Source organism: Streptomyces sp. YKOK-I1 (assembly GCF_054660435.1).
This window is the reverse complement of the sequence record NZ_BAAGDR010000001.1, coordinates 5,363,052-5,388,219: the sequence shown is the minus strand read 5'-3', so window position 1 is coordinate 5,388,219 and position 25,168 is coordinate 5,363,052. Positions and strand designations below refer to the sequence as shown.

Here is a 25,168-nt window from a genome sequence, read left to right as displayed (position 1 = left end):
CCCTATGGCATGGCTGTGACAAACAGGGAGCGGGTTTTCCCACGAGGGCCCGGCCGGCGGGGACGGCTCAGCCGTACATCCTGCGCATCGCGAACTCCACCATCTGCTCGACCGCCTTCGCGTCGAACACCATCCGGTGCTCGCCCTCCATGTCCACGACGAAGCCGTAGCCGGTGGGGAGGAGGTCGATGACCTCGGCGCCGGTGATGACGAAGTACTTGGACTCCTTGCCCGCGTACCGGCGCAGCTCCTTCAGCGAGGTGAACATCGGGATCACCGGCTGCTGGGTGTTGTGCAGCGCGAGGAAGCCGGGGTTGTCGCCGCGCGGGCAGTAGACCTTGGAGGTCGCGAAGACCTGCTGGAAGTCCTCCGCCGCCATCTGGCCCGTGGTGAAGGCACGGACCGCGTCCGCGAGGGAGGGCGGGGACGGCTCGGGGTACAGGGGCGGCTGCTGCCCGTAGCCGCCCGCCATCGGCTGCTGCGGCGGGGCGTACTGCTGCTGGGCGCCCATGTTCTGCTCGTAGCCGTACATGGGCGCAAGCGTACCGAGACCGCACGGCCGGTGGGACGGTACGGGACCTCGCACAGAACACGGGAACTCCACAGGTTCGGCCCTGGAATCGCACAGCGAGTGCCCATACCGTCCCCACATCAAAGAAAGCACCACGGAACGGCAAAGTCCGGACTCTCCGGAGGCAAGGGGCAGACCATGGCGCACGACCACCACGAAGACCACGAAGACCACGAGCACGACAGAGGGCTCTCCTACGACCTTCCCGTCCTGGCCCGCCGCAGGATGATCCGGCTGCTCGCGGGCGCAGGGCTGGTTCCGCTGGTGGGATGCGCCGGGAACGACTCGGACACCGCGTCCGGAACGGCCTCCTCCGGCTCCTCCTCGTCCGGAAGCGGAACGACCTCCTCCGCAGGCGAGTGCGCGACCATCCCGAACGAGACCGCCGGCCCCTACCCCGGCGACGGCTCGAACGGGGTGAACGTCCTCAAGGAGAGCGGTGTCGTGCGCAGCGACATCACCTCCAGCTTCGGCGACTCCGCGGGCGGCACCGCCGAGGGCGTCCCGCTGACGGTCACCCTCACGGTCGTGGACGCCGCGTCCGGCTGCGGCACGCCCAAGGAGGGTGCGGCCGTCTACCTCTGGCACTGCGACCGGGACGGCAACTACTCCCTGTACTCGGACGGCGTCACCGAGGAGAACTACCTGCGGGGCGTGCAGGAGACCGACGACAAGGGGCAGGTCACCTTCGAGAGCATCTTCCCGGCCTGCTACTCCGGCCGCTGGCCGCACATTCACTTCGAGGTCTACGGCAGCCTGGAGGACGCCACCGCGGCCACCTCCATCACGAACACCTCGCAGCTCGCCCTGCCGAAGGACGTCTGCGACACGGTGTACGCGACCGACGGCTACAGCAAGAGCGTGACCAACCTGAGCCAGCTGTCCCTGGACACGGACAACATCTTCAGCGACGGGTACGACCAGCAACTGGCGGCCCTGGAGGGCAGCGTGGACAAGGGGTACACCGCGACGCTCACGATCGCGGTGTGAGGCGCCGGTGTGAACCGTCACAGATGACCGGATCGGGGTTGCGGCTTATTACCGACGGGTAGCATCATCGGTGCTACTAGTTGGTAAGTGAACTGGCGCGAGGATCAAGTGCCTCGCCGATCTCTCTACGGAGCCGTCGCCATGGGGCACTACAAGTCGAATCTCCGCGACATCGAGTTCAACCTCTTCGAAGTACTGGGACGCGACAAGCTGTACGGCACCGGCCCGTTCGAGGAGATGGACACCGAGACCGCGAAGAGCATCCTCGAGGAGCTCACCCGCCTCGCCGAGAACGAGCTGGCCGAGTCCTTCGCCGACGCCGACCGCAACCCCCCGGTCTTCGACCCGGAGACCAACACCGCGCCGGTCACGCCGTCCTTCAAGAAGTCGTACAAGGCCTTCATGGAGTCGGAGTACTGGCGCCTGGGCCTGCCCGAGGCGATCGGCGGCACCACCGCTCCGCCGTCGCTGATCTGGTCGTACGCGGAGCTGATCCTCGGCTCGAACCCGGCCGTGTGGATGTACTCCTCCGGCCCGGCGTTCGCCGGCATCCTCCACGACGAGGGCAACGACGAGCAGAAGAAGATCGCCAAGATCGCCGTGGAGCGGACCTGGGGCTCCACCATGGTGCTCACCGAGCCCGACGCGGGCTCGGACGTGGGCGCCGGGCGCACCAAGGCCGTGCAGCAGGAGGACGGCTCCTGGCACATCGAGGGTGTCAAGCGCTTCATCACGTCCGGTGAGCACGACATGGAGGAGAACATCCTCCACTACGTCCTCGCCCGTCCCGAGGGCGCCGGAGCCGGCACCAAGGGGCTCTCCCTCTTCCTCGTCCCGAAGTACCTCTTCGACGTCGAGACCGGCGAGCTGGGCGAGCGCAACGGCGTCTACGCCACCAACGTCGAGCACAAGATGGGCCTGAAGGCCTCCAACACCTGCGAGATGACCTTCGGCGACCGCCACCCCGCCAAGGGCTGGCTGATCGGCGACAAGCACGACGGCATCCGCCAGATGTTCCGGATCATCGAGTTCGCCCGGATGATGGTCGGCACGAAGGCCATCTCGACCCTGTCGACCGGCTACCTCAACGCGCTGGAGTACGCCAGGGAGCGCGTCCAGGGCCCCGACCTCGCGAACTTCATGGACAAGTCCGCGCCCAAGGTCACCATCACCCACCACCCCGACGTGCGCCGCTCGCTGATCACGCAGAAGGCGTACGCCGAGGGCATGCGCGCCCTCGTGCTGTACACGGCGTCGGTGCAGGACGCGATCGCCGTCAAGGAGGCCGCGGGCGAGGACGCCAAGACCGAGCACGCGCTGAACGACCTGCTCCTGCCCATCGTCAAGGGCTACGGCTCGGAGAAGGGCTACGAGCAGCTCGCCCAGTCGCTCCAGACGTTCGGCGGCTCCGGGTTCCTCCAGGAGTACCCGATCGAGCAGTACATCCGCGACGCCAAGATCGACACCCTGTACGAGGGCACCACCGCGATCCAGGGCCAGGACTACTTCTTCCGGAAGATCGTCCGCAACCAGGGCGCCGCGCTGAACTCCCTCGCCGAGGACATCAAGAAGTTCCTGGCGCTCGGCACGGGCGGCGAGGAGCTGGCCGGTGCCCGTGAGCACCTCGCCAAGGCCGCCGTCGAGCTGGAGGCCATCGTCGGCCTGATGCTGACCGACCTCGCGGCCACCGAGCAGGACGTCAAGAACATCTACAAGGTGGGCCTGAACACCACCCGTCTGCTGCTCGCCTCCGGTGACGTGGTCGTCGGCTACCTGCTGCTCAAGGGCGCCGCGATCGCCGCCGAGAAGCTGGAGACGGCGTCGGCGAAGGACAAGGCGTTCTACACCGGCAAGATCGCGGCGGCGAAGTTCTTCGCGGCCAACGTCCTGCCCGGCGTCACCCTGGCCCGCAAGATCGCCGAGGGTGTCGAGCTGGACCTGATGGAGCTGGACGAGGCCGCTTTCTGACGTTCCGGGCCGTCCCCGGCCCGAGGGTTGCGGACCGTCCCGGCCCGGGGACCGGCGCGGCATGCTAGAAATGCGGCCCCGGTCCCCCACCCGGTCCCCAGCTCCCCGACAGGAGCCGCCGGGCGGGGCCGCCCTCCACACCGTCCTCACGAGGGCCCGTTCCCACGACCGGGAACGGGCCCTCGTACGTCGTTAAGGTGAACCCCATGAGCGAACCCCCCCGCTTCGACCGCGGCCACACCGACGACCTGATGTCCTTCCTCACGGTGAGCCCGTCGCCGTACCACGCCGTCGCGAACGCGGCGGCGCGGCTGGAGAAGGCAGGCTTCCGGCAGGTCGTCGAGACGGACGCCTGGGACGGGACCAGCGGCGGCAAGTACGTGCTGCGCGGTGGCGCGATCGTGGCCTGGTACGTCCCCGAGGGCGCCGCGCCGCACACCCCGTTCCGGATCGTCGGCGCCCACACCGACTCCCCGAACCTGCGCGTCAAGCCGCTGCCCGACACCGGCGCGCACGGCTGGCGCCAGATCGCCGTGGAGATCTACGGCGGGCCGCTGCTCAACTCCTGGCTCGACCGCGACCTCGGCATCGCGGGCCGGCTCACCCTGCGGGACGGCTCGACCCGCCTGGTGAACGTGGGCCGCCCCCTGCTGCGGGTCCCCCAGCTCGCCATCCACCTCGACCGCGCGGTCAACAGCGACGGACTCAAGCTCGACAAGCAGCGCCACCTCCAGCCGGTCTGGGGCCTCGGGCACGAGGTGCGCGACGGCGACCTCATCGCCTTCCTGGAGGAGGAGGCCGGGATCCCCGCGGGCGAGGTCACCGGCTGGGACCTGATGACCCACTCCGTGGAGCCGCCCGCCTACCTGGGCCGCGACCAGGAGCTGGTGGCCGGCCCGCGGATGGACAACCTGCTGTCCGTGCACGCCGGCACGGCGGCCCTGGCGGCCGTCGCGACGAGCGGCGCCGAGCTGCCGTACGTCCCGGTGCTCGCCGCCTTCGACCACGAGGAGAACGGCTCGCAGTCCGACACGGGCGCCGACGGCCCGCTGCTCGGCACCGTGCTGGAACGTTCCGTCCTGGCGCGCGGCGGATCGTACGAGGACCGGGCGAGGGCCTTCGCGGGCACGGTGTGCCTGTCCTCCGACACCGGCCACGCGGTCCACCCCAACTACGCGGAGCGGCACGACCCGACGCACCACCCGCGCGTCAACGGCGGCCCCATCCTCAAGGTCAACGTCAACAACCGCTACGCCACCGACGGCACCGGCCGCGCCGTCTTCGCCGCCGCCTGCGAGAAGGCGGGCGTGCCGTTCCAGTCGTTCGTCTCCAACAACTCCATGCCCTGCGGCACGACCATCGGCCCCATCACCGCGGCCCGGCACGGGATCCGGACCGTCGACATCGGTGTGGCGATCCTGTCCATGCACAGCGCCCGCGAACTGTGCGGCGACGCCGACCCGTATCTGCTGGCGAACGCGCTGGTGGCTTTCCTGGAGGGCTAGTTCTTTTCTGACACCTCATCACCAACGGGATTCACAGGGAAAAACAGACAACCGTGAGCAGTCCGTTACTCGGGACAACTTGTCGGGTTGTAGTAATTACGTGAAGACTTCTGGGGAAAGAGGGGCCGGGGGGCCCGCAACTTCACACCTGGGGGTCCCGGCGTGCTCGACCTCGCGCCACCGAGCGGTCCGCGAGCGCAGGACACGCGTCGCCACGCGACGCGCCGTGCGCACGCGGCCCCCGAGGAACCGGCCGAGCGCCCCCGGCTCGCCGTCCTGATCCCGGCGCACAACGAGGCGGACCGCATCGGCGCCGCCGTCGACGGCCTGCGCGACCAGACCCGGCGGCCCGACCTCGTCGTCGTGGTCTGCGACAACTGCACCGACGACACCGCCGAGATCGCCGTCGCCCACGGCGCCCAGGTCTTCCACACCCAGGGCAACACCCACAAGAAGGCCGGCGCCCTCAACCAGGCCATCGCCTGGATGCTGCCCCACCTCGACGACCGCGACCTGCTCCTCGTCCAGGACGCCGACACCGTCCTCGACCCCTGGTTCGCCGAGACCGCGCTCGGCACCTTCAACCGCAAGGTCGGCGCCGTCGGCGGGGTCTTCTACGGCGAGGAGGGCGGCGGCTTCCTCGGACTGCTCCAGCGCATGGAGTTCCACCGCTACGCCTGGGAACTGGAACGCACCGGCGGCAAGGCCCAGGTCCTCACCGGCACCGGCACCATGTTCCGCGCCCGCGTCCTGCGCGAGGTGCGCGCCGCCCGCCGCGCCGGGGTCATCGGCGGCGGCACCAGCTACTACAGCCTCGCCTCGCTCACCGAGGACGACGAGATGACCAAGGCGGTGAAGACCCTCGGCTACCGGGCCATGTCCCCGGCCGGCTGCGCGGTCGTCACCGAGGTCATGCCCTCCCTCGGCAAGCTCTGGCACCAGCGGCTGCGCTGGCAGCGCGGCGCCCTGGAGAACCTGCGCGACTACGGCTGGACCAAGGTCACCGCCCGCTACTTCATGCAGCAGTTCCTGATGGGCTTCGGCGCGCTGTCCTTCCTGATCTACCTCACCTACATGGCCACCTTCACCACGCTGTACGGCTGGCCCGGCCTCTCGCCGTTCTGGACGGCGATCGGCCTGATCTTCGTGGTCGAGAAGACCGTCTCCGTCCGCCGCGCGGGCCCGAAGGCCGTCCTGGTCGCCGCGCTGATGGTCCCGGAGATGCTCTACGACCTCTTCCAGCACGCCGTCTACTTCACCTCGCTGTGGGGGCTGGTGCGCCGCAGCGAGGAGAAGTGGGTGGCGACGTAGGCCCCCCGGGCCTCCTGAACCCACCCCCCTCCCCCTTGGAACTCTCTAGGAGAAGCACGATGTACGGAAGAGTGATCGGCGCCGGAACCACGGGCGCCGGCGGCGCCACCCTGGCCGCCACCGGTCTGTGGATGAACAGCATGGCGCTGGTCGTCACCGCCACCACCCTGGTCGCCGCGGGCGTCGCCCTGTTCAAGCTGGCCCCGCGCTCGCGCCGCGGCTGACGGCGGGCCAAGCTACTGGTCGGGGTCCATCCCGGCCAGGACCAACGGCAGCCGGTCCGCCGCGCCTTCGGTGAGGCGGACCGGAACGCCCCAGTCCTGCTGGTGCACATGGCAGGCGGGGTACGGGTTCGCGGGGTCGTCGTCACAGCTCGCCGCCATCGCGGAGACGTGCAGCACCCCTTCCGTGACCGCCGCATCGAGCTCCAGCGTGCGCGAGAGGTCCGTACCCGCTCCCTCGCCCTTCAGCAGCAGCTCGGGCGGGGTGGCGGAGACCAGCAGCCGGGTCGACGGCCCGTACCGCGTGTCCAGCTTCTGCCCGGCCGGAGCCTGGAAGATCACCTCCAGCCTGAGCTTCCCCGGCGCCACCTCCGTCGCCGCCCGCCGCGTGCGATGCGCCACGGACTCCACCCGTACCGCCTCCTCCGGCAGCCGCAGCCGGGTCAGCCGGTGCCGGGCGGACTCCACGACCACGATGTCGTCCCCGACGAGCACGGCGTCGCTCGGTTCCCGCAGATCGGTGGCGAGGGTGCTGACCTCGCCGGTCGCGGGGTCGTAGCGGCGCAGCGCGTGGTTGTAGGTGTCACTGACGGCGACGGACCCGTCGGGCAGCACGGTGACCCCGAGCGGATGCTGGAGCAGCGCCTGACCGGCCGCCCCGTCCCGGTGCCCGAAGTCGAACAGCCCCGTGCCGACGGCGGTGCGCACGACCCCCTCCCGGTCCACCCACCGCAGCGCGGACGTCTCGGAGTCGGCGAGCCAGAGCCGGTCGGGGGTCGCGGCAAGACCCGACGGCTGCGCGAACCACGCCTCGGCACCCGGCCCGTCGACAAGGCCCTCGTTGGTGGTACCGGCGGCGACGGCCACCGTCCCTTCGGCAGGGTCGTAGGCCCACAACTGGTGGACACCGGCCATGGCGATCCACACCCTGCCGCCGAACAGCGCCACGTCCCAGGGGGACGAGAGGTCGACCTCCGGGCCGGGGCCCGAGGTGGGGTCGCCCTGCATCCACTGCCTGCCGGTCCCCGCGAGGGTCGTCACGTGCCCCGAGGCGAGATCGAGTCGCCGGAGCGCGTGATTGACGGTGTCGGCGACGACCACGGCCGACTCGTCGAGCAGCGCGAGCCCCTGAGGCTCGTTGAAGGCCGCCGTGTCCGCCGTACCGTCGGCGAAGCCGCGCACCCCGGAGCCGATCCGCCGCACGACGCTCTCCCCGTCGGCCTCCAGCTCCACCAGCTGATGCCGGGTGGTGTCACTGACCAGGAAGGTCCCGCCGGGCAGCACCAGCGCCTTCCCCGGGAAGCGCAGGGCCGTCGGCTCCGGCTCCGGCGCCACGTACGGCCCGTCGCCGCGCCGCAGCGTCCCCTTCGCCCCGTGCTCGTCCTCCAGCTCCGCCACCAGCCGCTCGATGGCGTGCACATGCCCCTCCCCGGCGTGCTGGGCGACGACGTACCCCTCCGGGTCGATCACGACCAGCGTCGGCCAGGCACGGACGGCGTACTGCTTCCAGGTCGCGAGCTCCGGATCGTCCAGCACGGGATGCCCGACCCCGTACCGCTCCACCGCGTCCACGACCGCCTGATGCTCGGCCTCGTGCACGAACTTCGGCGAGTGCACCCCGATGACGACGAGGGTGTCCCGGTGCTTCTCCTCCAGCTCACGGAGCTCGTCCAGGACGTGCAGGCAGTTGATGCAGCAAAAGGTCCAGAAATCGAGAATGACAACGCGTCCTCGCAGGTCGGCGAGGGTGTACTGCGCTCCGCCCGTGTTGAGCCAGCCACCCTTGCCGATCAGCTCGGGGGCACGGACACGGACACGGCGGGGAGAGGAGTCACTCATGATCTCCAGGGTGCCACCTGGCGCCGACAGTCACGTCGCCAGATGCTCCACGAAGGTGTGCTGCGGCGATGGCGAGGACGTCCGTCAGGGACTCGGCCAGGCGGCCGGCGAGCCAGCGGAGATGTTCGGGGGCGGAGTGGGCACCGTCGTCGAGCATCGGGCGGGCGAGACCGAGGATCACGGCGGCCGTTTCGAGCCGCTGCTGCGGGGTGAGCGGCAGCTGCGGCTGGTGGTCCGTCATGGCGCCGCCGCCATACGCCGTACCGGCAGGTCGAACCAGACCGCCTTGCCCTCCGGGTGCGGTCCGTGTCCCCAGCGGCCCTCGGTGAGGGCGTCCACGAGATACAGACCCCGGCCGCCGCCCTGCTCCCACATCTCAGGCATCTGTTCTCTTATCACCGGCGGGTTCTCGTCCCCGTCGTACACCGCCACCCGCAGCCGCCTCTCCTCCACCGCCAGCCACAGCACGGTGCCGTCGCCTTTGGCATGCGTACAGGCATTGGTGACGAGTTCGGAGGTACAGAGGATCGCGTCGTCCACCAGGGCGCGGTCCAGCTCCAGGGCGCGCAGGACGGTGGCGACGAAGTCGCGGGCGATGTGGGGCGAGGTGTCGAGGGGTGGGCAGGTGAGGGTGTACGAGGGCATGGGGCATCAACTCCGGGGCGGGCGAGGGGGTGGCCGCGTTGCTGTCCGGCGCCCCGGCGTCGATGGCCAGGGTGGCGCTTCCAACGGGCTTTAGGCATTGAGGAGTTGCGGATAAGTGACCAGTCGGACACTCTCCGTGAGTACGACATGAAGGTACTCGGTATATTTGCAACGCCGCAACCGAGTCGGTGGAACTGAGGAGACGTCATGCCGCCGAGGGTCATCCCCACTGCCCGCCAGGTACGCCTCGGCACGGAGTTGCGCAGGCTGCGCGAGGCGGCGGGCCTGGTGTCCCGTGACGTCGCCGCCTGGCTGGGCACGAGTCAGGCCCAGATCAGCAACATCGAGTCAGGGAAACACGGTGTCAGCGAGGAACGGCTGCGCAGGCTCGCCGAGCACTATTCCTGCGACGACCCCCAGCTCGTGGATGCGTTGGCCGACATGGCCAACGAGCGCGACAAGGGCTGGTGGGAGGACTACCGGGCGGTGTTGCCCGCTGCGGCACTCGACCTTGCCGAGTTGGAGCACCACGCGTCGTATGTCCACACGTTCCAGGTCGTGCACATCCCGGGAGTTCTCCAGACCGAGGACCACGTACGCGCGGCCTCGCTCTTCGTGGAACCGAACCTCCCGGAGGAGGACCGCGAGAGGCGCGTCTCGTTCCGGATGCGCCGCCAGCAGGTCATCGCGTTGGGGACGCCGTACGACGTGATCATTCACGAGGCCGCGCTGCGCATGCGCGTAGGTGGCTCCAAGGTCGCCCGCGCCCAGCTCGACCACCTTCTTCAGGCGACAGCCAGGGAGACGATCGCCATTCGCGTCATCCCGTTCGAGTCCGACGGGTTCGCAGGGGCCGGTTTTCCCATGCAGTACGTTGGCGGAGTCGTGCCCCAGCTGGACACCGTGCAGATCGACACGCCACATGGCGCCGAGTTCATCGACGCCGCAGCACGGCTGAACCGCTACCGCACCCGGAGCGAGACCATCGACAAGGCAGCGCTCCCGCAGGATGCTTCCCTCGGCCTCATCCGCCGTATCGCCAATGAACTTTGAAGGATTCCCGTGTCTGAAGCACTCCACTGGCAGAAGTCATCGTTCTCTGGAGGCGACCCCGACACCGACTGCCTGGAGATAGCCGCCCCCACCCCCGCCACCCTCCACCTCCGCGAGAGCGACACCCCGGCCACGCTCCTTACGCCCTCCCCGACCGCCCTCAACGCCCTGCTCACGGCAGTGAGGAACGCGCCCGCCCCCGGCCCCTCCGCCTGAAGGCCCCCCCACCGGTAGTCGCCTGGCGCGAAGGTGTGGCGGACCGGGCGCCGACGTCGTTGCTACGGTCGTCGGGTGGAGAGCTGGGACGAGGGTGGCGTACGCGCTCGGATACGGGAGATGGCGGCACGGGACCCGGAGCGGTCGCGCTTCGGCGCGGATACACACCGGTACGAGCTGGCGCCGGCGCTGCCGGAGGTGGAGATCAGGGCATTCGAGGCAGCCCATGGCATCGATCTGCCGACGGAGTACCGGTCCTTCGTCACGGAGGTAGGCAACGGACCCGCCGGTCCCGGCCACGGGTTGATGCCGTTGACGGTTCCCCGCCCGGAGATCAGCGAGGAGTGGGCTGTGGACGGCGAGTGGCAGGAAGACCGGCTCCCGGGCCGACTCGCCGAGCCGTTTCCCCTCACCGATCCCTTGCCCGGCCGGATCGGCCCATCTGCCTGTGAGCTGACCCGCGGCACGCTCATGCTGGCCGAAGAGGGCTGCGGCATCTACGTCAGGCTGGTCCTGAACGGCCTGCGAAAGGGCGAGGTCTGGCAGATCGACCCGGACTGGGGCGGCTTCGTCCCGGTGAGCCCCGGTTTTCGCACCTGGTACACCGAGTGGCTGCAGGACCCGTAGAAACTCCGCACGGCGTCCAGACCAACCCGCCGACTGCTCTCCCTCACGGGTTCGCCGCACCGAACCGACGGCGGCTCAGGCCAGCGCGTGGCCCGTCGTCGCGTCCACGTGGGACGGGATCTCCTCGTGACGGTCGCCGACCGTGGAGGTGCCGGTGGGTTCGAGGACGAGGATCTCGGTGGGGACGGGGGCGTAGGGCTTGTGCTCGACGCCGCGCGGGACCGTGAGGACGGAACCCTTCGGGAGGACGACCGTCCGCTCGCCGGCCGCCTCGCGCAGTCCGATGTGGAGTTCGCCCGACAGGACCAGGAAGAACTCGTCGGTGTGGTCGTGGACGTGCCAGAGGTGCTCGCCCTCGACCTTGGCCACGCGGATGTCGTAGTCGTTGACGGTCGTGACGATACGGGGGCTCCAGCGCTCGGAGAAGGACGCGAGGGCGGTGGCCAGGGAGACGGGTTCGGTGGTCATGGCGGTCATCGTCGTCCCTGGCGGCGGCCGTGGACGAGTGCTAGGAATCGCACATGCCGCAAGGATCCTCGCAACAGCCGCATCACGTCGTGGTGATCGTCGACGAAGGGACCAATCCCTTCGAAGTCGGAGTCGCCACCGAGCTGTTCGGGCTGCCCCGCCCCGAACTCGGGCTGCCGGGACCACTGTACGAGGTGACGCTGTGCGCACCCGCGCGTGAGGTGCGGATGAACCACGGGTTCTTCCGGCTGAGCGGGGTGCCGGGGCTGGAGGCCGTCGACGGCGCGGACACCCTCGTCGTACCGGGGCGGCCCGACAATGTCGTACCGCGCGGGGACGACGTCCTCGACGCCGTCCGTCGCGCCCACGCGCGCGGGGCACGTGTCCTGAGCCTGTGCACCGGCAGCTTCGCACTCGCCGAGGCCGGACTGCTGGACGGCCGCCGGGCGACCACCCACTGGATGTGGGCGGAGGCCTTCCGCGCGCTGCATCCGCGCGTACGGCTGGAGCCCGACGTCCTCTTCGTCGACGAGGGCGACATCCTGACCGCCGCGGGCAGCGCCGCCGCCCTCGACCTCGGGCTGTACGTCGTCCGGCGCGACCACGGCGCCGAGGTCGCCAATGCCGTGTCCCGGCGGCTGGTGTTCGCCGCTCACCGGGACGGTGGCCAGCGGCAGTTCGTGGAGCGCCCGCTGCCGGACGTGCCCGACGAGTCGCTGGGGCCCCTGCTGGCCTGGGCGCAGGAGCGGCTGGGGGAGACGCTGACGGTGGTGGACCTGGCGGCCCGCGCGGCCGTCTCCCCCGCCACGCTCCACCGGCGCTTCCGTGCCCAGCTCGGCACGACCCCGCTGGCCTGGCTGACCGGGGAGCGGGTGGCGCTCGCCTGCCGGCTGATCGAGCGGGGGGAGGAACGGCTGGACGTGGTCGCGGCCAGGAGCGGCCTGGGGACGGCCGCCAACCTACGCGCACGCGTGCGCCGCGAGACGGGGCTCAGCCCGTCGGCGTACCGGCGGCGGTTCGGGCCGGCGGGCGGGCGGACGGGGTCGTAGTCGCCCCCGTGGGAAGCGCCGTGGCCTGTTCCTCGTGCTGCTTGATCCACGCCGCGAACACGGACTTCGGGGCGCTCTTCATCAAGCCGCTCTCCTTGGTGTACGCGAGGCCCCGGCTGTATCCCCCGCCGCCGCAACCGTCGGACTGGTGGAGGAGCCTCACCTCGACGGACTCGTCTATGAAGGGGGTGCGAGCACCCTCGCGGGTGACCTTGAAGCGGACCGGGGCGGTGTCGGGGTCGACGTCGTCCGGCAGCAGGAGGTTCATTTTCGAGATGCCCTCCTGCTGCAGCCGGCCCTTCACGCACTCGCCCCGCGTGCACAACTCGTACGAGGCGCCGGCCAGATCTCCGTATCCCTCCGCCACGAAGAACACCCCGACCTGGGACACCACGCCGACTCCCGCGCACGCCCCGGGCCCGGAGCACCCGGACACCCCGGCCAGCAGCGCGGACACTCCCATCAGCACGCGCAGTCGAGTCAACCGTGTCACCATTTCCCGCCCCCTCCGGGAAAGATCTTCTCAGGCGGGGAAGCAGTACCGGCATGAGATTCCTCGTACGCGACCGGCTCCTGGCCCTCGGTGACGACTACTGGATCGAGGACGACCGGGGCGAGAGGGTGTACCTCGTCGACGGCAAGGCGATCCGGCTGCGGGACACCTTCGAGCTGAAGGACACACAGGGGCGGGTCCTGATCGACATCCACCAGAAGATGTTCGCCCTGCGGGACACGATGGTGATCGAGCGGGACGGCGAGCCGCTGGCCACCGTGCGGCGCAAACGGCTGTCGCTGCTGCGCAACCACTACCGGGTGGCGCTGGCGGACGGCCGGACCGTGCTGGACGTCAGCGGGAAGATCCTCGACCGGGAGTTCGCGGTCGAGTACGACGGCGAGCTGCTCGCCGTCATCTCCCGGCGGTGGCTGCACGTGCGGGAGACGTACGGCGTGGACGTCGTACGGGAGGACGCGGATCCGGCGCTGTTGATCGCGGTGACGGTGTGCGTGATCCATCTGGCGGAGAAGGAGCGGGACGGGGACTGAAGCCCTGCGGCGGGGTGGCGGTGGAGCCGCTGCGGGCCCACCCTTGAACGGACGTACCGATGAACGGACGTACGAGCCGGACGCGGTATCACGGCGGCGGGGGGGCACGCGTGGGGGACGGCGGGCGGGCAGCGGGGCGGGGTGCGTTACGTCGGCGCGCTCTCGGGGCGGTCCTGGCGCTGGCGGCCACGGTGGGGCTGACCGCCTCCTCCACGGACGGGGCGCCGCGTGCTGGAGCCCGGTCGACGGCGTCGTCGCCACCGGCTCGGACCGCGCCGGTGCGCGCCGACGCGGCCGACTGCGACCCCCTGCACTCGCTGAAGCCACCGGACCCCATGCCCGCGCCGGGCGGCCGGATGCCGGACGGGTCGGCGATGGAACGGATCGTCGAGCGGGGGCGGCTCGTCGTGGGCGTGGACCAGAACACGTACCTCTTCGGTTACCGCGATCCCACCACCGGACGGCTGGACGGGCTGGACATCGATCTGGTGCGGGAGATCTCCACGGCCCTGTTCGGGCGGCCGGACCGGGTGCAGTTCAGGACCGTGCCGTCGCGGCGGCGCATCGAGGTGCTGGAGCAGGGCGAGGTCGACCTCGTCGCCCATTCGATGACGATCACCTGCGAGCGCATGGAACACGTCCTGTTCAGCAGCGACTACCTGGACTCCGGCCAGCGGGTCCTCGTGCCCAAGGCCTCCGGTGCGAAGAAGCTCGCGGACCTCGCCGGACAGCGGGTGTGCACGGCCGACGGCACCACCTCGCTGGACGCGCTGCGCCGGGCCCGCCCGAAGGTGACACCGGTGACGGTCGCCGACTGGACCGACTGCCTCGTCCTGCTCCAGCTGGGCGAGGTGGCCGCCGTGTCGACCACCGACAACGTCCTCGCCGGACTGCGCGCCCAGGACCCCACCACCCGTATCACCGGGCCTCGGTTCACCTATGAACCGCACGGCATCGCCGTGGCGCGGAACGCTCCCGAGCTGGTCCGCTTCGTCAACGGTGTGCTGGCCCGGCTGCGCGCCTCGGGAACACTCCTGGCCCTGCACAAGAAGTGGCTGGGCGTGTACGGCGACTTCTTCCCGCCCGCGCCCCGCTACCGGGGCTGATGCGGGTCGCGGTGCCCGGGGCGGGCAAGCCCCAGTACCCGGTCCTTCAGCGCCGGGAACTGTTCCCGGGTCGTGGCGACCTTCGCCGGATCGAGGGCGACGGTGAGGACCTCCTCGCCGGGGCCTGCCTCGCCCAGCACCTCGCCCCACGGATCCACCACGATCGAGTGACCCGCCTGGGGAACTCCGGCGTGCGTCCCGGCCGTTCCACACGCGAGCACGAACGCCTGGTTCTCGACCGCCCGCGCCTGGGCCAGCAGCGTCCAGTGCGCCCGGCGGCGCTCCGGCCAGCCCGCCGAGAGGACGAGGGTCTCGGCGCCGGCGTCGACGAGACCGCGGAAGAGTTCGGGGAAGCGGAGGTCGTAGCAGGTGGCCAGACCGACGGTCGTGTCCGGGAGACGGACCGTCACCAGCTCCCGGCCCGCGCCCATCAGCACGGCCTCGCCCTTGTCGAAGCCGAAGCGGTGGATCTTGCGGTAGGCGGCGGCCAACTCACCGGAGGGGGAGAAGACGAGAGACGTGTTGTAAAGGGGGCCCTCGGGGTCACGCTCGGGGATCGAGCCCGCGTGCAGCCACACGCCCGCGTCGCTCGCGGCCTTGGCCATCACCTCGTAGGTCGGCCCCTCCAGCGGCTCCGCCTCGTCGGCGAAGGCCTCGTAGGCGAACGCGCCGGTCGTCCACAGCTCCGGCAGCACCACGAGGTCCGCGACACCGGCCTGCTCCCGTACGAGGGAGGCGACCCGCGCCCGCCGCGATTCGACCGATTCGCCCTCGTCTACGGCGATCTGGATCAGAGAGGCGCGCACAGTACCACCGTCCTGGCATTCGAGTAGTCCACACGGGCCTACGATCGTCACACGAAAGCACTGCCGGGGTGCCTCACAGCAGCGTAACTTAGCGTTTCACGACACCCGCCGACAGCCGCCGACCGTCTCCGCCTCCCGTTGGCAACGCCGCCACCCGCCGCCACCATCTGCCCGTGCACCGACCGCCGAGGGGTCCCGTTCCGTGAGTCTGCATCCCACCCTCCAGCCCTACGCCGACGCCTGGACCCACTCCATCGAAGCGATATCCGAGTTGGTGCAGCCGCTCGTCGAGGGCGAGTGGAACTGGCGGACCCCGTGCCCCGGCTGGTCGGTCCGCGATGTGGTCTCGCACGTGATCGGCCTGGACAGTGAGATGTACGGCGATCCCCGCCCGATCCACTCACTGCCCCGGGACCTTTTCCACGTCACCACCGACATCCAGCGGTACATGGAGGGACAGGTCGACGTCCGCCGGCACCACACCGCGCCCGAGATGACCTCCGAGCTGGAGCTGATGATCATCCGGCGCAACCGCCAGCTGCGCAACGAGTCGCGCCAGCCGGGCACGATCGTGCGCGGACCCCTCGGCGCGGAGCTGACGCTGGAGGAGTCCATGCGCGGCCACGCGTTCAACGTGTGGGTGCACGAGCAGGATCTGCGCGCCGCGCTCGGCCGCCCCGGCAACCTGGACTCCCCCGGCGCCCACATCGCCCGGGACGTTCTCCTCGGCGAGCTGCCGGCCGTCGTCGCCGACCGCGCCGACGCGCCGCGCAGTTCGGCGGTCGTCTTCGATGTGCACGGGCCGATCGAGTTTTTGCGCACGATCCGGGTCGACATCCAGGGCCGCGGCACCCTGGAGACCGCCCCGGCGCTGGGCCCCGCCGCCTCCTTCGCCCTCGACTGGGAGACGTACGTCCGGCTGGCCTGCGGCCGGGTGACGGCGGAGGCGGTCGCGGACCGGGTGAAGGCGGAGGGCGAGCCCCGGCTGACGGCGGCGATCCTGCGGAACTTCGCGGTGACGAGGTAGCCACCGGTCCGCCGGTCGTTCCCCGCCGCTGTCGGTGGCGCTCGGTACGGTCGACGTATGAGAGCCAGCGGAACCTTCAGCGTGCACGCGTTCGTCCCGGCCGGACTGAAGCCCGAACCGGCGGTGGAAACGGCCCTGCCGGTCGGCGTCGCGACCATGGAGAAGCGGTACGAGGGGGAGGTCACCGGACGGTCGGCGACCCTGTTCACGGCCGCGTACGACCAGGCCACCGGGGTCGGCACCTATGTGGCCATGGAGTCCTTCGAGGGCGCGCTGCACGGCCGGGAGGGCGCGTTCAACTTCGTGCACTCGGCGACCACCACCGGCAGTGACCGCAGCGCGGAGTTCTTCACCGTCGTCCCGTCCAGCGGCACCGGCGCGCTGACCGGGATCACCGGCACGGGCGGGCTGACCGTGGAGGCCGACGGGACGCACCGGGTGTGGTTCGAGTACGAGCTCGGCTGAGGGCGGGAACGCGCCGGGCCCGCCGTGTGGATCACGGCGGGCCCGGCGCGTTCGGTGCGGTGATCCGCGTCAGCTGATCTTGGCGTAGCCGTAGTTGATCAGCTTCTTGACGTCGGCGGTGCGGCTCGCGGCGTCGGGAGCGGTGAGGACGGCGCCCACCACCGACTCGCCGTTGAGCGTGGCGGCGAAGACGAGGCAGTACTTGGAGTCGGTACCGGAACCGGTCTTCACGCCGATCGTGCCGTTCCAGCCGAGCAGCGTGTTGGTGTTGGTCCAGGCGCCCATGGTGCGGACGGAGCCGGTCTTGGTGATCGTCTTCGCCGTGTAGGACTTGGTCTTCACGACCGTCTTGAACGTGGAGTTCTTCATCACGTTCCGGGCGAGGATCGACAGGTCCTTCGGCGACGAGCCGTTGGCGCCGTTGCTGTTGCCGTCGAACGAGTCGTACTTGGTGTTCGTCATGCCCAGGCTCTTGGCCATGGTGTTCATCTTGGCGATGAAGTTCTTGGTGCGGGCCGAGACGGTCGAGCCGGAACCGAACTTGTCGGCGAGGGCCATGGCCGCGTCGCAGCCGGACGGGAGCATCATCCCGTACAGCAGCTGACGCACGGTGACCTTGTCACCGACGATCAGCCGGGCCGACGAGGCGCCCCTCGACACGATGTAGTCGCTGTACGCCTTCTTGATGGTGACCTTGGCGTCCAGGTTCAGGTTCGACTGCGAGAGCACGACCTTCGCGGCCATGATCTTCGTGGTGGACGCGATCATCGTCTTGGTGGTGCCGGCCTTGCTGAAGAGCGTCTTGCCGGTCGCGCTGTTCATCAGGAACCCGCCCTTGGCGGTGATGGTGGGCGTCGTGACAGCCTGCGCGGGAGCCGCGGTGAGGACTCCTCCGGCGAGCACTGCACTGGCCGTGGCGACGACGGCGGCGGCTCGAACGCGGATGCCCTTGGTGGCGGTTATCAACTGAAATACCCCGATTATGTTGAATGCCCCTGAAGTGCGGCCGGGTTGGCATGGGGAAAGTTGGTGGGGCCGCACGTGTGTGACACACAGGTAGCACAGAAGGTTGTGCGCCCGCTGGGACGAATTTCTGATTACCCCCAGCGCGAACACCCTGCGGGCGACCGGGGTTTCGGATGCTGGACGCTCCCCCCATTGCGCCCATGTTGTATCTATCCTGTGGGCATGCCGTCGTCCGCTCCGCCCCGCCCCACCTCCACCCCCGACTCCCCGTCCCTCTCCCTCAAGCAGCCGCCCGCCGCCGAGCGGGTCTACGCCCACGTCAAGCAGGGTGTGCTGGACCGCCGTTACGAGGGCGGCACCCTCCTCACCGAGGGCGAGCTGGCCGAAGCCGTCGGGGTCTCCCGGACCCCCGTGCGCGAGGCGCTGCTCCGCCTGGAGGTCGAGGGCCTGATCAGGCTGTACCCGAAGAAGGGCGCCCTGGTCCTGCCGGTCTCCGCACAGGAGATCGCGGACGTCGTGGAGACCCGGCTGCTGGTCGAGGAGCACGCGGCGCGCAAGGCGGTCCCCGCGCCCCCCGGCCTCCTCGAGCGCCTGGAGGAGCTGCTCGCGCAGCAGAAGGCACAGGCCGCCGCGGGCGACCTCGCGGCGGCCGCGGTCACGGACCGCTGCTTCCACGCGGAGATCGTCCGCAGCGGGGGCAACGAGATCCTCTCCCGCCTCTACGACCAGCTCCGCGACCGCCAGCTGCGGATGGGCGTCGCCGTCCTGCACTCCCACCCCGACCGCATCGCGAAGACGCTGACGGAGCACGAGGAGATCCTCCGGGCACTGCGCGCGGGCGACGCCGACGCGGCCGTGGACATCGTCCACCGGCACGTCGGCTGGTTCTCCCATCTGGCCCGGGGCGAGGTCCGATGAGCGTCACCCGCGGTGGATCCCACTCCACCCTTCCGGGTGATCCCCCCGGCGGACGGCGTGCGATGGCCGTCTGGGGGATCGGCGTCTCGGTCTACTTCGTCGCCGTCATCTTCCGTACCTCGCTGGGGGTCGCCGGCCTCGACGCGGCCGACCGCTTCCATGTGAACGCCTCGGCCCTGTCGACCTTCTCGATCCTCCAGCTCCTGGTCTACGCGGGCATGCAGATACCCGTCGGGCTGCTGGTGGACCGGCTCGGCACCAAGCGGGTGCTGACGATCGGCGTCGTGCTGTTCACCGCGGGCCAGCTCGGCTTCGCGTTCTCCCCGTCGTACGGCATGGCGCTCGCCTCGCGCGCGCTGCTCGGCTGCGGGGACGCGATGACCTTCATCAGCGTGCTGCGCCTCGGCACCCGCTGGTTCCCGGCCCGGCGGGGCCCCCTGGTCGCGCAGTTCGCCGGTCTCGCCGGCATGGCGGGCAACCTGGTCTCCACCCTGCTGCTGGCCCGGCTGCTGCACGGGGTCGGCTGGACGGCGGCCTTCGCGGGCAGCGCCCTCGCGGGCGTGGTCGTCCTGGTCCTGCTGGTCCTCTTCCTCAAGGACCACCCCGAGGGCCACGAGCCGGAGCCCTTCCCGCACCACGGCGCCACGTACGTCCGCCGGCAGATCGCCGCGTCCTGGCGGGAGCCGGGGACCCGGCTCGGCCTGTGGGTGCACTTCACCACCCAGTTCCCGGCGATGGTGTTCCTGCTGCTGTGGGGCCTGCCGTTCCTCGTGCAGGCCCAGGGCCTGTCCCGGGCGACGGCGGGCGAACTGCTGACGCTGGTCGTCCTGTGCAACATGGTCGTGGGCCTGGTCTACGGCCAGATCGTCGCCCGGCACCACGGCGCCCGGCTCCCGCTGGCGCTGGGCACGGTGGGCGCGACCGCCCTCGTCTGGGCGGTGACCCTGCTCTACCCCGCCCAGCACGCGCCGATGTGGCTCCTCGTCGTCCTCTGCGCGGTCCTCGGCGCCTGCGGCCCCGCCTCGATGCTGGGCTTCGACTTCGCCCGCCCCGCGAACCCGCCCGAGCGTCAGGGCACCGCCTCCGGCATCACCAACATGGGTGGTTTCACCGCCTCCATGACGACCCTGTTCGCGATCGGCGTGCTGCTGGACGCGACCGGCGACGACTACACGATCGCCTTCTCCTCGGTGTTCGTCCTCCAGGCCCTCGGCGTCAGCCAGATCCTGCGGCTGCGCAAGCGGGCGGCCCGCCGGGAACGCGAGCGGCTGGTGGCGAGCCGGGTGGAGACCGTGCACGTACCGGCGCAGGGCGTCGGATGACCGAGGGCACGGGCGCGCGGGTGACCGGGAAACCCGGTTGTCCGCACGCCCGTTCGGCCCTTAGCGTCGGTGTCGTCGACGTGTAGCTCAGTCAGCCAGAGCGCCGGGCTGCGAACCCGGAGGGCGCGGGGGCGGAACCCGCCACGTCGGCCGATCGACGTGTAGCTCATCAGCAGAGCGCCGGGCTTGAGACCCGGAGGGAGCGGGGGCGGCACCCGCCACGTCGGCTTATGAACAGCGACGCTGACCAGCAGCACCTCGCACAGGCCGACCCGGGCTACGCCTCCGGGCAGTTGGCCAGGGCGCTCAGCACCGCGCTCACCCATGACGACCCCGGCACCCGGCGCCGCGCCGCGCGGCGGGGCCGCTCCTGGCGGTCCGTCCTCGCCGGCATGGCGGAGGGCGTCCTCACGATCGGCTCTCGCACGCCCGTCGCGGGGCTCCCCGCCTGGGTGACCCCCGAGGTGCTGCGCGGCGGCTTCGCCACCGGAGAGGCCTGCGCCGCCGGCCCCCTGACGGAGTACGAGAAGGAAGCGGCGCGCCGCGCCGGGGTCCCGCACGAGCGGCAGGCCCTGTTCGTGTACTGGCTCTCCGCGGACGGCCTGGGCCGGCTCTACGACCTCCTGGACAGCGGACGCTACGAGGTGACCGTGCCGGAGGAGGCCGCCCTGCTCACCGTGGCCTGGCTGGCCCGCACCGGGCGGACCGGTGCCGCGGCCGCTCTCGTCGCCGAACTCGCCCCGTTCGCCGGGCGGCTGCGGTTCACCCCGCGACCGGCCGGCCGGCCCGTGGCCGGGGCCGACGCCGTGCACCGGCAGACCGTCGCCGACGCCGGGGAGAGCCTGGCGCGGCGCCGGCCCAGCGCGGCCGTGGAGACCCAGCGGGAGGCCCTCACCGTGTGGCAGCCGTTCGCCGACGAACTCCTCACGCACTGGCTGGAGACCACCGACGACGAGGGCACCGTCCAGATCCCGGCACGGGCCGCCCACGCCGGCTGGTACGAGCGGGGCTCCGCCCTGCTGAGCCGCTACGACGAGCTGGCGCGCCGGCACACGCACTGCACCAAGCACCTCGATCCCCGGCAGAACCTGACGATCCTGCGGGGCGCCCTGGAGATGACCGTCCGCGGGCGGGGCCCGGACCCGCGTCGGCTCGGGCTGCTGCGGCACGCCGTCCCGGCGATGGTGCGGCGGCGCGGACTGCCCGGTTCCGCTCCGCACACGGCGCTGCGCCGGGAACAGGCCGCGCAGGCGGCGCTGCCCTCCCACCACGCGCTGGCCCAGCTGGTGCTGCGCCGGCTGTCCGGACTGGAGCAGACGGGGGGCGTGGCCGACCCGGAGCCGCTGCTCGTCCCCGTGACGGAGGCCGAGGCGCGCGAGACCGGGCTGCCGCTGGGCGCGGTGGTCCCGGCCGGGGTCCGCCGGCCCGTCGAGGGCGCGCTGAGCGCTGCCCCGGAGACGCTGGTGGAGCGCGGTCTGGTGCCCTCGGCGGAGGTGCTCGCGGAGATCGTCCCGCAGCTCGTCGCCGTCACCGCCGCCCGGGCCTACCCGGAGGGCGCCCTGCGCACGCTCGCCGTCGCGAACCACCGCGCGTTCGCCGGCCGCCGCTCGCTGCTGTTGCTGAACCTCCAGCAGCAGGTGCGGATCGAGGAGCTGCCGTGGGTGCGGGCCGTGGCCGGACAGCGCACCGAGGGCGGGGCCGACCGTGTGGCGGCGGTCGCGCTGCGGCGGCTGGGCGAGCTGGCCGTGCAGGCGTTCCCCGCGACGATCCTGCCGAACCCGCTGGTCCGCGAGCTGTCCGTGCTCGCCCGTCAGGCCGACCTCGGCGCACCCCTGGTGGAGGAGCTGGCCAACGACATCTTCACGGGCGCGTTCAGCCCGAAGTTCCTCGCCTCGGCGCGGGTGGCGGCGGAGCTGCTCGGCGGCGGTTCGCTCTACGAGCGCTACTACCGCATCGACTACGCGGCCGTCCGTGACCTGGCGATCGTGGAGGCCGCCGAGGCCTTGACCCGCAAGGACCGGCCGCGGACCTCGCCGGGGTTCGGGAAGCTGTGCCTGGAGCGGGCGGAGGCCTTCTCGGCGGGCAGCCGGTCCCGGTCCTCCGGCTGGTCGGTGGCCGGGAACGGCAAGGTGATCGAGCAGGCGCAGATCCTCACCACGCACAACCTGGCCACCCTGGTCCACCGGGTCGGCATCGCCCCGGCCCCGGGCTGGGCGGACCTGGCGCGCCGCAGCTTCGTCACCGTGTGCCGGCTGACCGCGCGGGCGCACGGCCAGGCGTTCCCGCTGGCCACGATCAAGGACGCGGCCTACGCCTGGCGGCAGATGGTCTTCCAGCTGTCCCTGTGCACCGCGCGGGAACGGGCCGCGGTCCTCGCCCGGCTGACCGAGGAGGCCGCCCGCCACCCCGGCCGGGTCGGCGCCCGGCTCGCCCCGGCCCTGACCGGACTGCGCCAGGTCACCGAGGGCGGCCACGCGGACGACGGCACCGGCCGTCTGTTCCTCGGCTGGGTGATCGGCGGCCACTGGCTCCAGCAGGAGCCGGAGGGGTACCGGGGCTAGGACCTGGCCTGGGCGGTACCGCTCCGGTTCCGGCTCAGGACCAGGTGATCAGGCGCTTCGGCTGCTCCAGGATCGCCGCCACATCGGCCAGCACCTTGGAGCCCAGCTCCCCGTCGACCAGGCGGTGGTCGAAGGACAGCGCCAGGGTGGTCACCTGGCGGGGCTTCACCTTGCCCTTGTGGACCCACGGCTGGAGCTTGATCGCGCCGACCGCGAGGATCGCCGACTCACCGGGGTTGAGGATCGGCGTGCCGGTGTCGACGCCGAAGACGCCGACGTTGGTGATCGTCACGGTGCCGCCCTGCATGGCGGCCGGGGACGTCCTGCCCTCCCGCGCGGTGGAGACCAGCTCGCTCAGGGACTCCGCCAGCTGCGGCAGCGTCTTGGCGTGCGCGTCCTTGATGTTCGGCACGAGCAGACCGCGCGGGGTGGCCGCCGCGATGCCCAGGTTGACGTAGTGCTTGACCACGATCTCCTGCGCCGCCTCGTCCCAGGAGGCGTTGATCTCCGGGTGGCGCCGGATCGCGACCAGCAGGGCCTTGGCGATCAGCAGCAGCGGGTTGACCCGCAGCCCCTGCATCCCGTACTTGTCGGGGTCCCGCTTGAGCTCCTCGACCAGCTTGAGCGTGCGCGTGACGTCGACCGTGATGAACTCGGTGACATGCGGCGCGGTGAACGCCGAGCCGACCATCGCCGCCGCGGTCGCCTTGCGGACACCCTTGACCGGGATACGGGTCTCACGCGCCGAGTCGTACGACGCGACGGGCGCCGGCGCGGGCGGGGCGACCGGGCCGACCGGCGCGGGTGCCTCGGCCGGGGCTGCCGGGGCCGTGGTCAGCGGGGCCATCGTCTGGGGGGCCGTGGTCTGGGGGGCCGCCGCCGCGTGCACGTCCTCCCGCGTGATGATGCCGTCGGGGCCGGTCGGGACCACCGCGGTGAGGTCCACGCCCAGGTCCTTGGCGAGCTTGCGCACCGGCGGCTTGGCCAGCGGGCGCTCCTTCACGGCCGGGGTGCCGCCATGTCCGTTCAGCTCGGGCTGCGCGGCCGCCGCGGCGGGCTCCTGGGCCGGGATCACGGTGGTCTTGCGGGGGCGGCGCTTGGTGGAGGAGGCGGCCACCCCGTACCCGACGAGCACCGGCTGGCGGCCGGAGCCCTCCGGCTTCTTCTCCTCGGGGGCCGGAGCGGGAGCCTGCGCCGGTGCCTCGGCGGGAGCCGGTGCCGCGCCGCCCGCCACGTCCACCGCAATGATCGACATGCCCACGTCCACCGTGGTGCCCTCGGGGAAGTGGAGCGCGCGGACCACACCGTCGTAGGGGATGGGCAGTTCGACGGCGGCCTTGGCCGTCTCGACCTCGCACACCACCTGGCCGTCGGTGACCGTGTCACCGGGCTGGACGTACCACTTGAGGATCTCGGCCTCGGTGAGGCCCTCGCCCACGTCCGGCATCTTGAACTCGCGTACGGACGCTTCCGTCATCGTCGTCACGACCCTCTCCTCAGTACGCCAGGGCACGGTCGACGGCGTCGAGCACCCGGTCCAGGCCCGGCAGGTACTCCTCCTCCAGACGGGCCGGCGGGTACGGGGCGTGGTAGCCGCCGACCCGGAGCACCGGGGCCTCCAGGTGGTAGAAGCAGCGCTCGGTGATCCGGGCGGCGATCTCCGCGCCGGAGCCGAAGAACACCGGCGCCTCGTGGACGACGACCAGGCGGCGGGTCTTCTCGACCGAGGCCCGGATGGAGTCGAAGTCGAGCGGGGAGACCGAGCGCAGGTCCAGGACCTCGAGGTTCTTGCCCTCCTCGGCGGCCGCGGCGGCGACCTCCAGGCAGGTCTTCACCATCGGGCCGTAGGCGGCCAGGGTCAGGTCGGTGCCCTCACGGACCACCTGGGCCCTGTGCAGCGGGCCGGGGATGGCCTCGGTGTTGACCTCTCCCTTGTCCCAGTAACGCCGCTTGGGCTCGAAGAAGATCACCGGGTCGTCGCTCTGGATGGCCTGCTGCATCATCCAGTACGCGTCGGAGGCGTTGGAGGGGGAGACCACCTTCAGGCCGGCCACGTGCGCGAACAGCGACTCCGGGGACTCGGAGTGGTGCTCGACCGCGCCGATGCCGCCGCCGTAGGGGATGCGGACGACGACCGGCATCTTGACCTTGCCCAGCGAACGGGCGTGCATCTTGGCGAGCTGGGTGACGATCTGGTCGTAGGCGGGGAAGACGAAGCCGTCGAACTGGATCTCCACCACGGGGCGGTAGCCGCGCAGCGCCAGGCCGATGGCCGTGCCGACGATGCCGGACTCGGCGAGCGGGGTGTCGATGACGCGGCTCTCGCCGAAGTCCTTCTGCAGGCCGTCCGTGACCCGGAAGACACCGCCGAGCTTGCCGACGTCCTCGCCCATGACGAGGACCTTCGGGTCGGTCTCCAGGGCGCGCCGCAGCGATTCGTTGATCGCCTTGGCCAGGGCCATGTTCTTGGATGTCGCCGTCTCAGCCATC

Annotated in this window: 26 protein-coding genes and 2 tRNA genes; 18 read left to right on the top strand and 10 right to left on the bottom strand. The window is 71.1% G+C overall.

Annotation, left to right across the window (positions count from 1 at the left end):
• Window positions 1-67: 67 nt before the first annotated feature.
• Window positions 68-532, bottom strand: a complete 465-nt coding sequence (locus tag ACYQ8Q_RS23970) for an SseB family protein (protein WP_055638059.1) — start codon at window positions 530-532, stop codon at window positions 68-70.
• A gap of 177 nt (window positions 533-709) precedes the next feature.
• On the opposite strand from ACYQ8Q_RS23970, the gene ACYQ8Q_RS23965 reads away from it, so the two are divergent.
• From ACYQ8Q_RS23965 to ACYQ8Q_RS23945, 5 genes are all read left to right on the top strand, one after another.
• Window positions 710-1,561, top strand: a complete 852-nt coding sequence (locus ACYQ8Q_RS23965; RefSeq protein WP_460067759.1) for an intradiol ring-cleavage dioxygenase — start codon at window positions 710-712, stop codon at window positions 1,559-1,561.
• Between the two features lie 141 nt (window positions 1,562-1,702).
• The gene (locus ACYQ8Q_RS23960) at window positions 1,703-3,529 is read left to right on the top strand and encodes an acyl-CoA dehydrogenase (protein ID WP_460067758.1); all 1,827 of its coding nucleotides are present in this window, start codon (window positions 1,703-1,705) and stop codon (window positions 3,527-3,529) included.
• Between the two features lie 206 nt (window positions 3,530-3,735).
• Entirely contained in the window at window positions 3,736-5,034 is a 1,299-nt protein-coding gene (locus ACYQ8Q_RS23955; protein ID WP_460067757.1) for a M18 family aminopeptidase, read from the top strand.
• Window positions 5,035-5,196: 162 nt separating this feature from the next.
• Complete coding sequence (locus ACYQ8Q_RS23950; protein WP_460067756.1) at window positions 5,197-6,345, top strand: glycosyltransferase family 2 protein; 1,149 nt, start codon at window positions 5,197-5,199, stop codon at window positions 6,343-6,345.
• Window positions 6,346-6,404: 59 nt separating this feature from the next.
• Complete coding sequence (locus tag ACYQ8Q_RS23945; RefSeq protein WP_460067755.1) at window positions 6,405-6,569, top strand: hypothetical protein; 165 nt, start codon at window positions 6,405-6,407, stop codon at window positions 6,567-6,569.
• A gap of 12 nt (window positions 6,570-6,581) precedes the next feature.
• On the opposite strand, the gene ACYQ8Q_RS23940 is transcribed toward ACYQ8Q_RS23945, so the two are convergent.
• Genes ACYQ8Q_RS23940 through ACYQ8Q_RS23930 form a run of 3 tightly spaced genes read right to left on the bottom strand, consistent with a single transcriptional unit; the run spans window position 6,582 to window position 9,050 of the window.
• Complete coding sequence (locus ACYQ8Q_RS23940; RefSeq protein ID WP_460067754.1) at window positions 6,582-8,405, bottom strand: thioredoxin-like domain-containing protein; 1,824 nt, start codon at window positions 8,403-8,405, stop codon at window positions 6,582-6,584.
• The gene (locus ACYQ8Q_RS23935) at window positions 8,398-8,646 is read right to left on the bottom strand and encodes a hypothetical protein (protein WP_460067753.1); all 249 of its coding nucleotides are present in this window, start codon (window positions 8,644-8,646) and stop codon (window positions 8,398-8,400) included. The genes ACYQ8Q_RS23940 and ACYQ8Q_RS23935 overlap by 8 nt, the downstream gene beginning before the upstream one ends.
• Window positions 8,643-9,050, bottom strand: coding sequence for an ATP-binding protein (locus ACYQ8Q_RS23930; RefSeq protein ID WP_460067752.1), 408 nt, complete (start codon window positions 9,048-9,050; stop codon window positions 8,643-8,645). The genes ACYQ8Q_RS23935 and ACYQ8Q_RS23930 overlap by 4 nt, the downstream gene beginning before the upstream one ends.
• A gap of 207 nt (window positions 9,051-9,257) precedes the next feature.
• Between ACYQ8Q_RS23930 and ACYQ8Q_RS23925 the strand changes: the two genes are divergently transcribed.
• The 3 genes from ACYQ8Q_RS23925 (at window position 9,258) to ACYQ8Q_RS23915 (ending at window position 10,946) form a co-directional block, all read left to right on the top strand.
• Window positions 9,258-10,103, top strand: a complete 846-nt coding sequence (locus ACYQ8Q_RS23925; protein WP_460067751.1) for a helix-turn-helix domain-containing protein — start codon at window positions 9,258-9,260, stop codon at window positions 10,101-10,103.
• Window positions 10,104-10,112: 9 nt separating this feature from the next.
• Entirely contained in the window at window positions 10,113-10,319 is a 207-nt protein-coding gene (locus ACYQ8Q_RS23920) for a DUF397 domain-containing protein (protein WP_460067750.1), read from the top strand.
• 75 nt (window positions 10,320-10,394) lie between these two features.
• Window positions 10,395-10,946: an SMI1/KNR4 family protein gene (locus ACYQ8Q_RS23915; RefSeq protein WP_460067749.1), complete on the top strand. Its 552-nt coding sequence runs from the start codon at window positions 10,395-10,397 to the stop codon at window positions 10,944-10,946.
• 75 nt (window positions 10,947-11,021) lie between these two features.
• On the opposite strand, the gene ACYQ8Q_RS23910 is transcribed toward ACYQ8Q_RS23915, so the two are convergent.
• On the bottom strand, window positions 11,022-11,414 hold the full coding sequence (locus ACYQ8Q_RS23910) for a cupin domain-containing protein (protein WP_460067747.1): 393 nt from the start codon (window positions 11,412-11,414) through the stop codon (window positions 11,022-11,024).
• 53 nt (window positions 11,415-11,467) lie between these two features.
• Between ACYQ8Q_RS23910 and ACYQ8Q_RS23905 the strand changes: the two genes are divergently transcribed.
• A complete protein-coding gene (locus ACYQ8Q_RS23905; RefSeq protein ID WP_460067746.1) occupies window positions 11,468-12,463 on the top strand; it encodes a helix-turn-helix domain-containing protein in 996 nt (331 codons plus the stop codon).
• On the opposite strand, the gene ACYQ8Q_RS23900 is transcribed toward ACYQ8Q_RS23905, so the two are convergent.
• Window positions 12,405-12,956 (bottom strand): hypothetical protein, encoded by a 552-nt coding sequence (locus ACYQ8Q_RS23900; RefSeq protein ID WP_460073464.1) that lies wholly within the window; start codon window positions 12,954-12,956, stop codon window positions 12,405-12,407. The genes ACYQ8Q_RS23905 and ACYQ8Q_RS23900 overlap by 59 nt on opposite strands.
• 53 nt (window positions 12,957-13,009) lie before the next feature.
• Here ACYQ8Q_RS23900 and ACYQ8Q_RS23895 point away from each other — a divergent pair, with 53 nt between their 5' ends.
• Window positions 13,010-13,507: an LURP-one-related/scramblase family protein gene (locus ACYQ8Q_RS23895; protein WP_460067745.1), complete on the top strand. Its 498-nt coding sequence runs from the start codon at window positions 13,010-13,012 to the stop codon at window positions 13,505-13,507.
• A gap of 278 nt (window positions 13,508-13,785) precedes the next feature.
• Window positions 13,786-14,613 carry a glutamate ABC transporter substrate-binding protein gene (locus ACYQ8Q_RS23890; protein WP_460067744.1) on the top strand — a complete coding sequence of 276 codons (828 nt, stop codon included), beginning with the start codon at window positions 13,786-13,788 and terminating at the stop codon, window positions 14,611-14,613.
• On the opposite strand, the gene ACYQ8Q_RS23885 is transcribed toward ACYQ8Q_RS23890, so the two are convergent.
• A complete protein-coding gene (locus ACYQ8Q_RS23885; RefSeq protein WP_460067743.1) occupies window positions 14,601-15,419 on the bottom strand; it encodes a carbon-nitrogen family hydrolase in 819 nt (272 codons plus the stop codon). The two genes, ACYQ8Q_RS23890 and ACYQ8Q_RS23885, sit on opposite strands and share 13 nt — an antisense overlap.
• A 202-nt stretch (window positions 15,420-15,621) precedes the next feature.
• Here ACYQ8Q_RS23885 and ACYQ8Q_RS23880 point away from each other — a divergent pair, with 202 nt between their 5' ends.
• Both ACYQ8Q_RS23880 and ACYQ8Q_RS23875 read left to right on the top strand, forming a co-directional pair.
• The gene (locus tag ACYQ8Q_RS23880; protein ID WP_460067742.1) at window positions 15,622-16,446 is read left to right on the top strand and encodes a maleylpyruvate isomerase family mycothiol-dependent enzyme; all 825 of its coding nucleotides are present in this window, start codon (window positions 15,622-15,624) and stop codon (window positions 16,444-16,446) included.
• A 57-nt stretch (window positions 16,447-16,503) separates the two neighbouring features.
• Window positions 16,504-16,911 carry a DUF3224 domain-containing protein gene (locus ACYQ8Q_RS23875; protein ID WP_460067741.1) on the top strand — a complete coding sequence of 136 codons (408 nt, stop codon included), beginning with the start codon at window positions 16,504-16,506 and terminating at the stop codon, window positions 16,909-16,911.
• A gap of 69 nt (window positions 16,912-16,980) precedes the next feature.
• On the opposite strand, the gene ACYQ8Q_RS23870 is transcribed toward ACYQ8Q_RS23875, so the two are convergent.
• Window positions 16,981-17,877, bottom strand: coding sequence for a D-alanyl-D-alanine carboxypeptidase family protein (locus tag ACYQ8Q_RS23870; protein ID WP_460067739.1), 897 nt, complete (start codon window positions 17,875-17,877; stop codon window positions 16,981-16,983).
• 222 nt (window positions 17,878-18,099) lie between these two features.
• On the opposite strand from ACYQ8Q_RS23870, the gene ACYQ8Q_RS23865 reads away from it, so the two are divergent.
• The 5 genes from ACYQ8Q_RS23865 (at window position 18,100) to ACYQ8Q_RS23845 (ending at window position 22,678) form a co-directional block, all read left to right on the top strand.
• Entirely contained in the window at window positions 18,100-18,795 is a 696-nt protein-coding gene (locus ACYQ8Q_RS23865) for a GntR family transcriptional regulator (protein WP_460067738.1), read from the top strand.
• Window positions 18,792-20,117 carry an MFS transporter gene (locus tag ACYQ8Q_RS23860; protein ID WP_460067737.1) on the top strand — a complete coding sequence of 442 codons (1,326 nt, stop codon included), beginning with the start codon at window positions 18,792-18,794 and terminating at the stop codon, window positions 20,115-20,117. The genes ACYQ8Q_RS23865 and ACYQ8Q_RS23860 overlap by 4 nt, the downstream gene beginning before the upstream one ends.
• A gap of 76 nt (window positions 20,118-20,193) precedes the next feature.
• Window positions 20,194-20,267: transfer RNA gene (locus tag ACYQ8Q_RS23855), tRNA-Arg, on the top strand.
• A 5-nt stretch (window positions 20,268-20,272) separates the two neighbouring features.
• Window positions 20,273-20,344: transfer RNA gene (locus ACYQ8Q_RS23850), tRNA-Ser, on the top strand.
• A 3-nt stretch (window positions 20,345-20,347) separates the two neighbouring features.
• Complete coding sequence (locus ACYQ8Q_RS23845) at window positions 20,348-22,678, top strand: hypothetical protein (RefSeq protein WP_460067736.1); 2,331 nt, start codon at window positions 20,348-20,350, stop codon at window positions 22,676-22,678.
• A gap of 34 nt (window positions 22,679-22,712) precedes the next feature.
• Here ACYQ8Q_RS23845 and ACYQ8Q_RS23840 read toward each other — a convergent pair whose 3' ends face one another.
• Both ACYQ8Q_RS23840 and ACYQ8Q_RS23835 read right to left on the bottom strand, forming a co-directional pair.
• A complete protein-coding gene (locus ACYQ8Q_RS23840) occupies window positions 22,713-24,164 on the bottom strand; it encodes a dihydrolipoamide acetyltransferase family protein (RefSeq protein WP_460067735.1) in 1,452 nt (483 codons plus the stop codon).
• Between the two features lie 10 nt (window positions 24,165-24,174).
• Window positions 24,175-25,167, bottom strand: coding sequence for an alpha-ketoacid dehydrogenase subunit beta (locus tag ACYQ8Q_RS23835; RefSeq protein ID WP_460067734.1), 993 nt, complete (start codon window positions 25,165-25,167; stop codon window positions 24,175-24,177).
• Between the last annotated feature and the right edge of the window lies 1 nt (window position 25,168).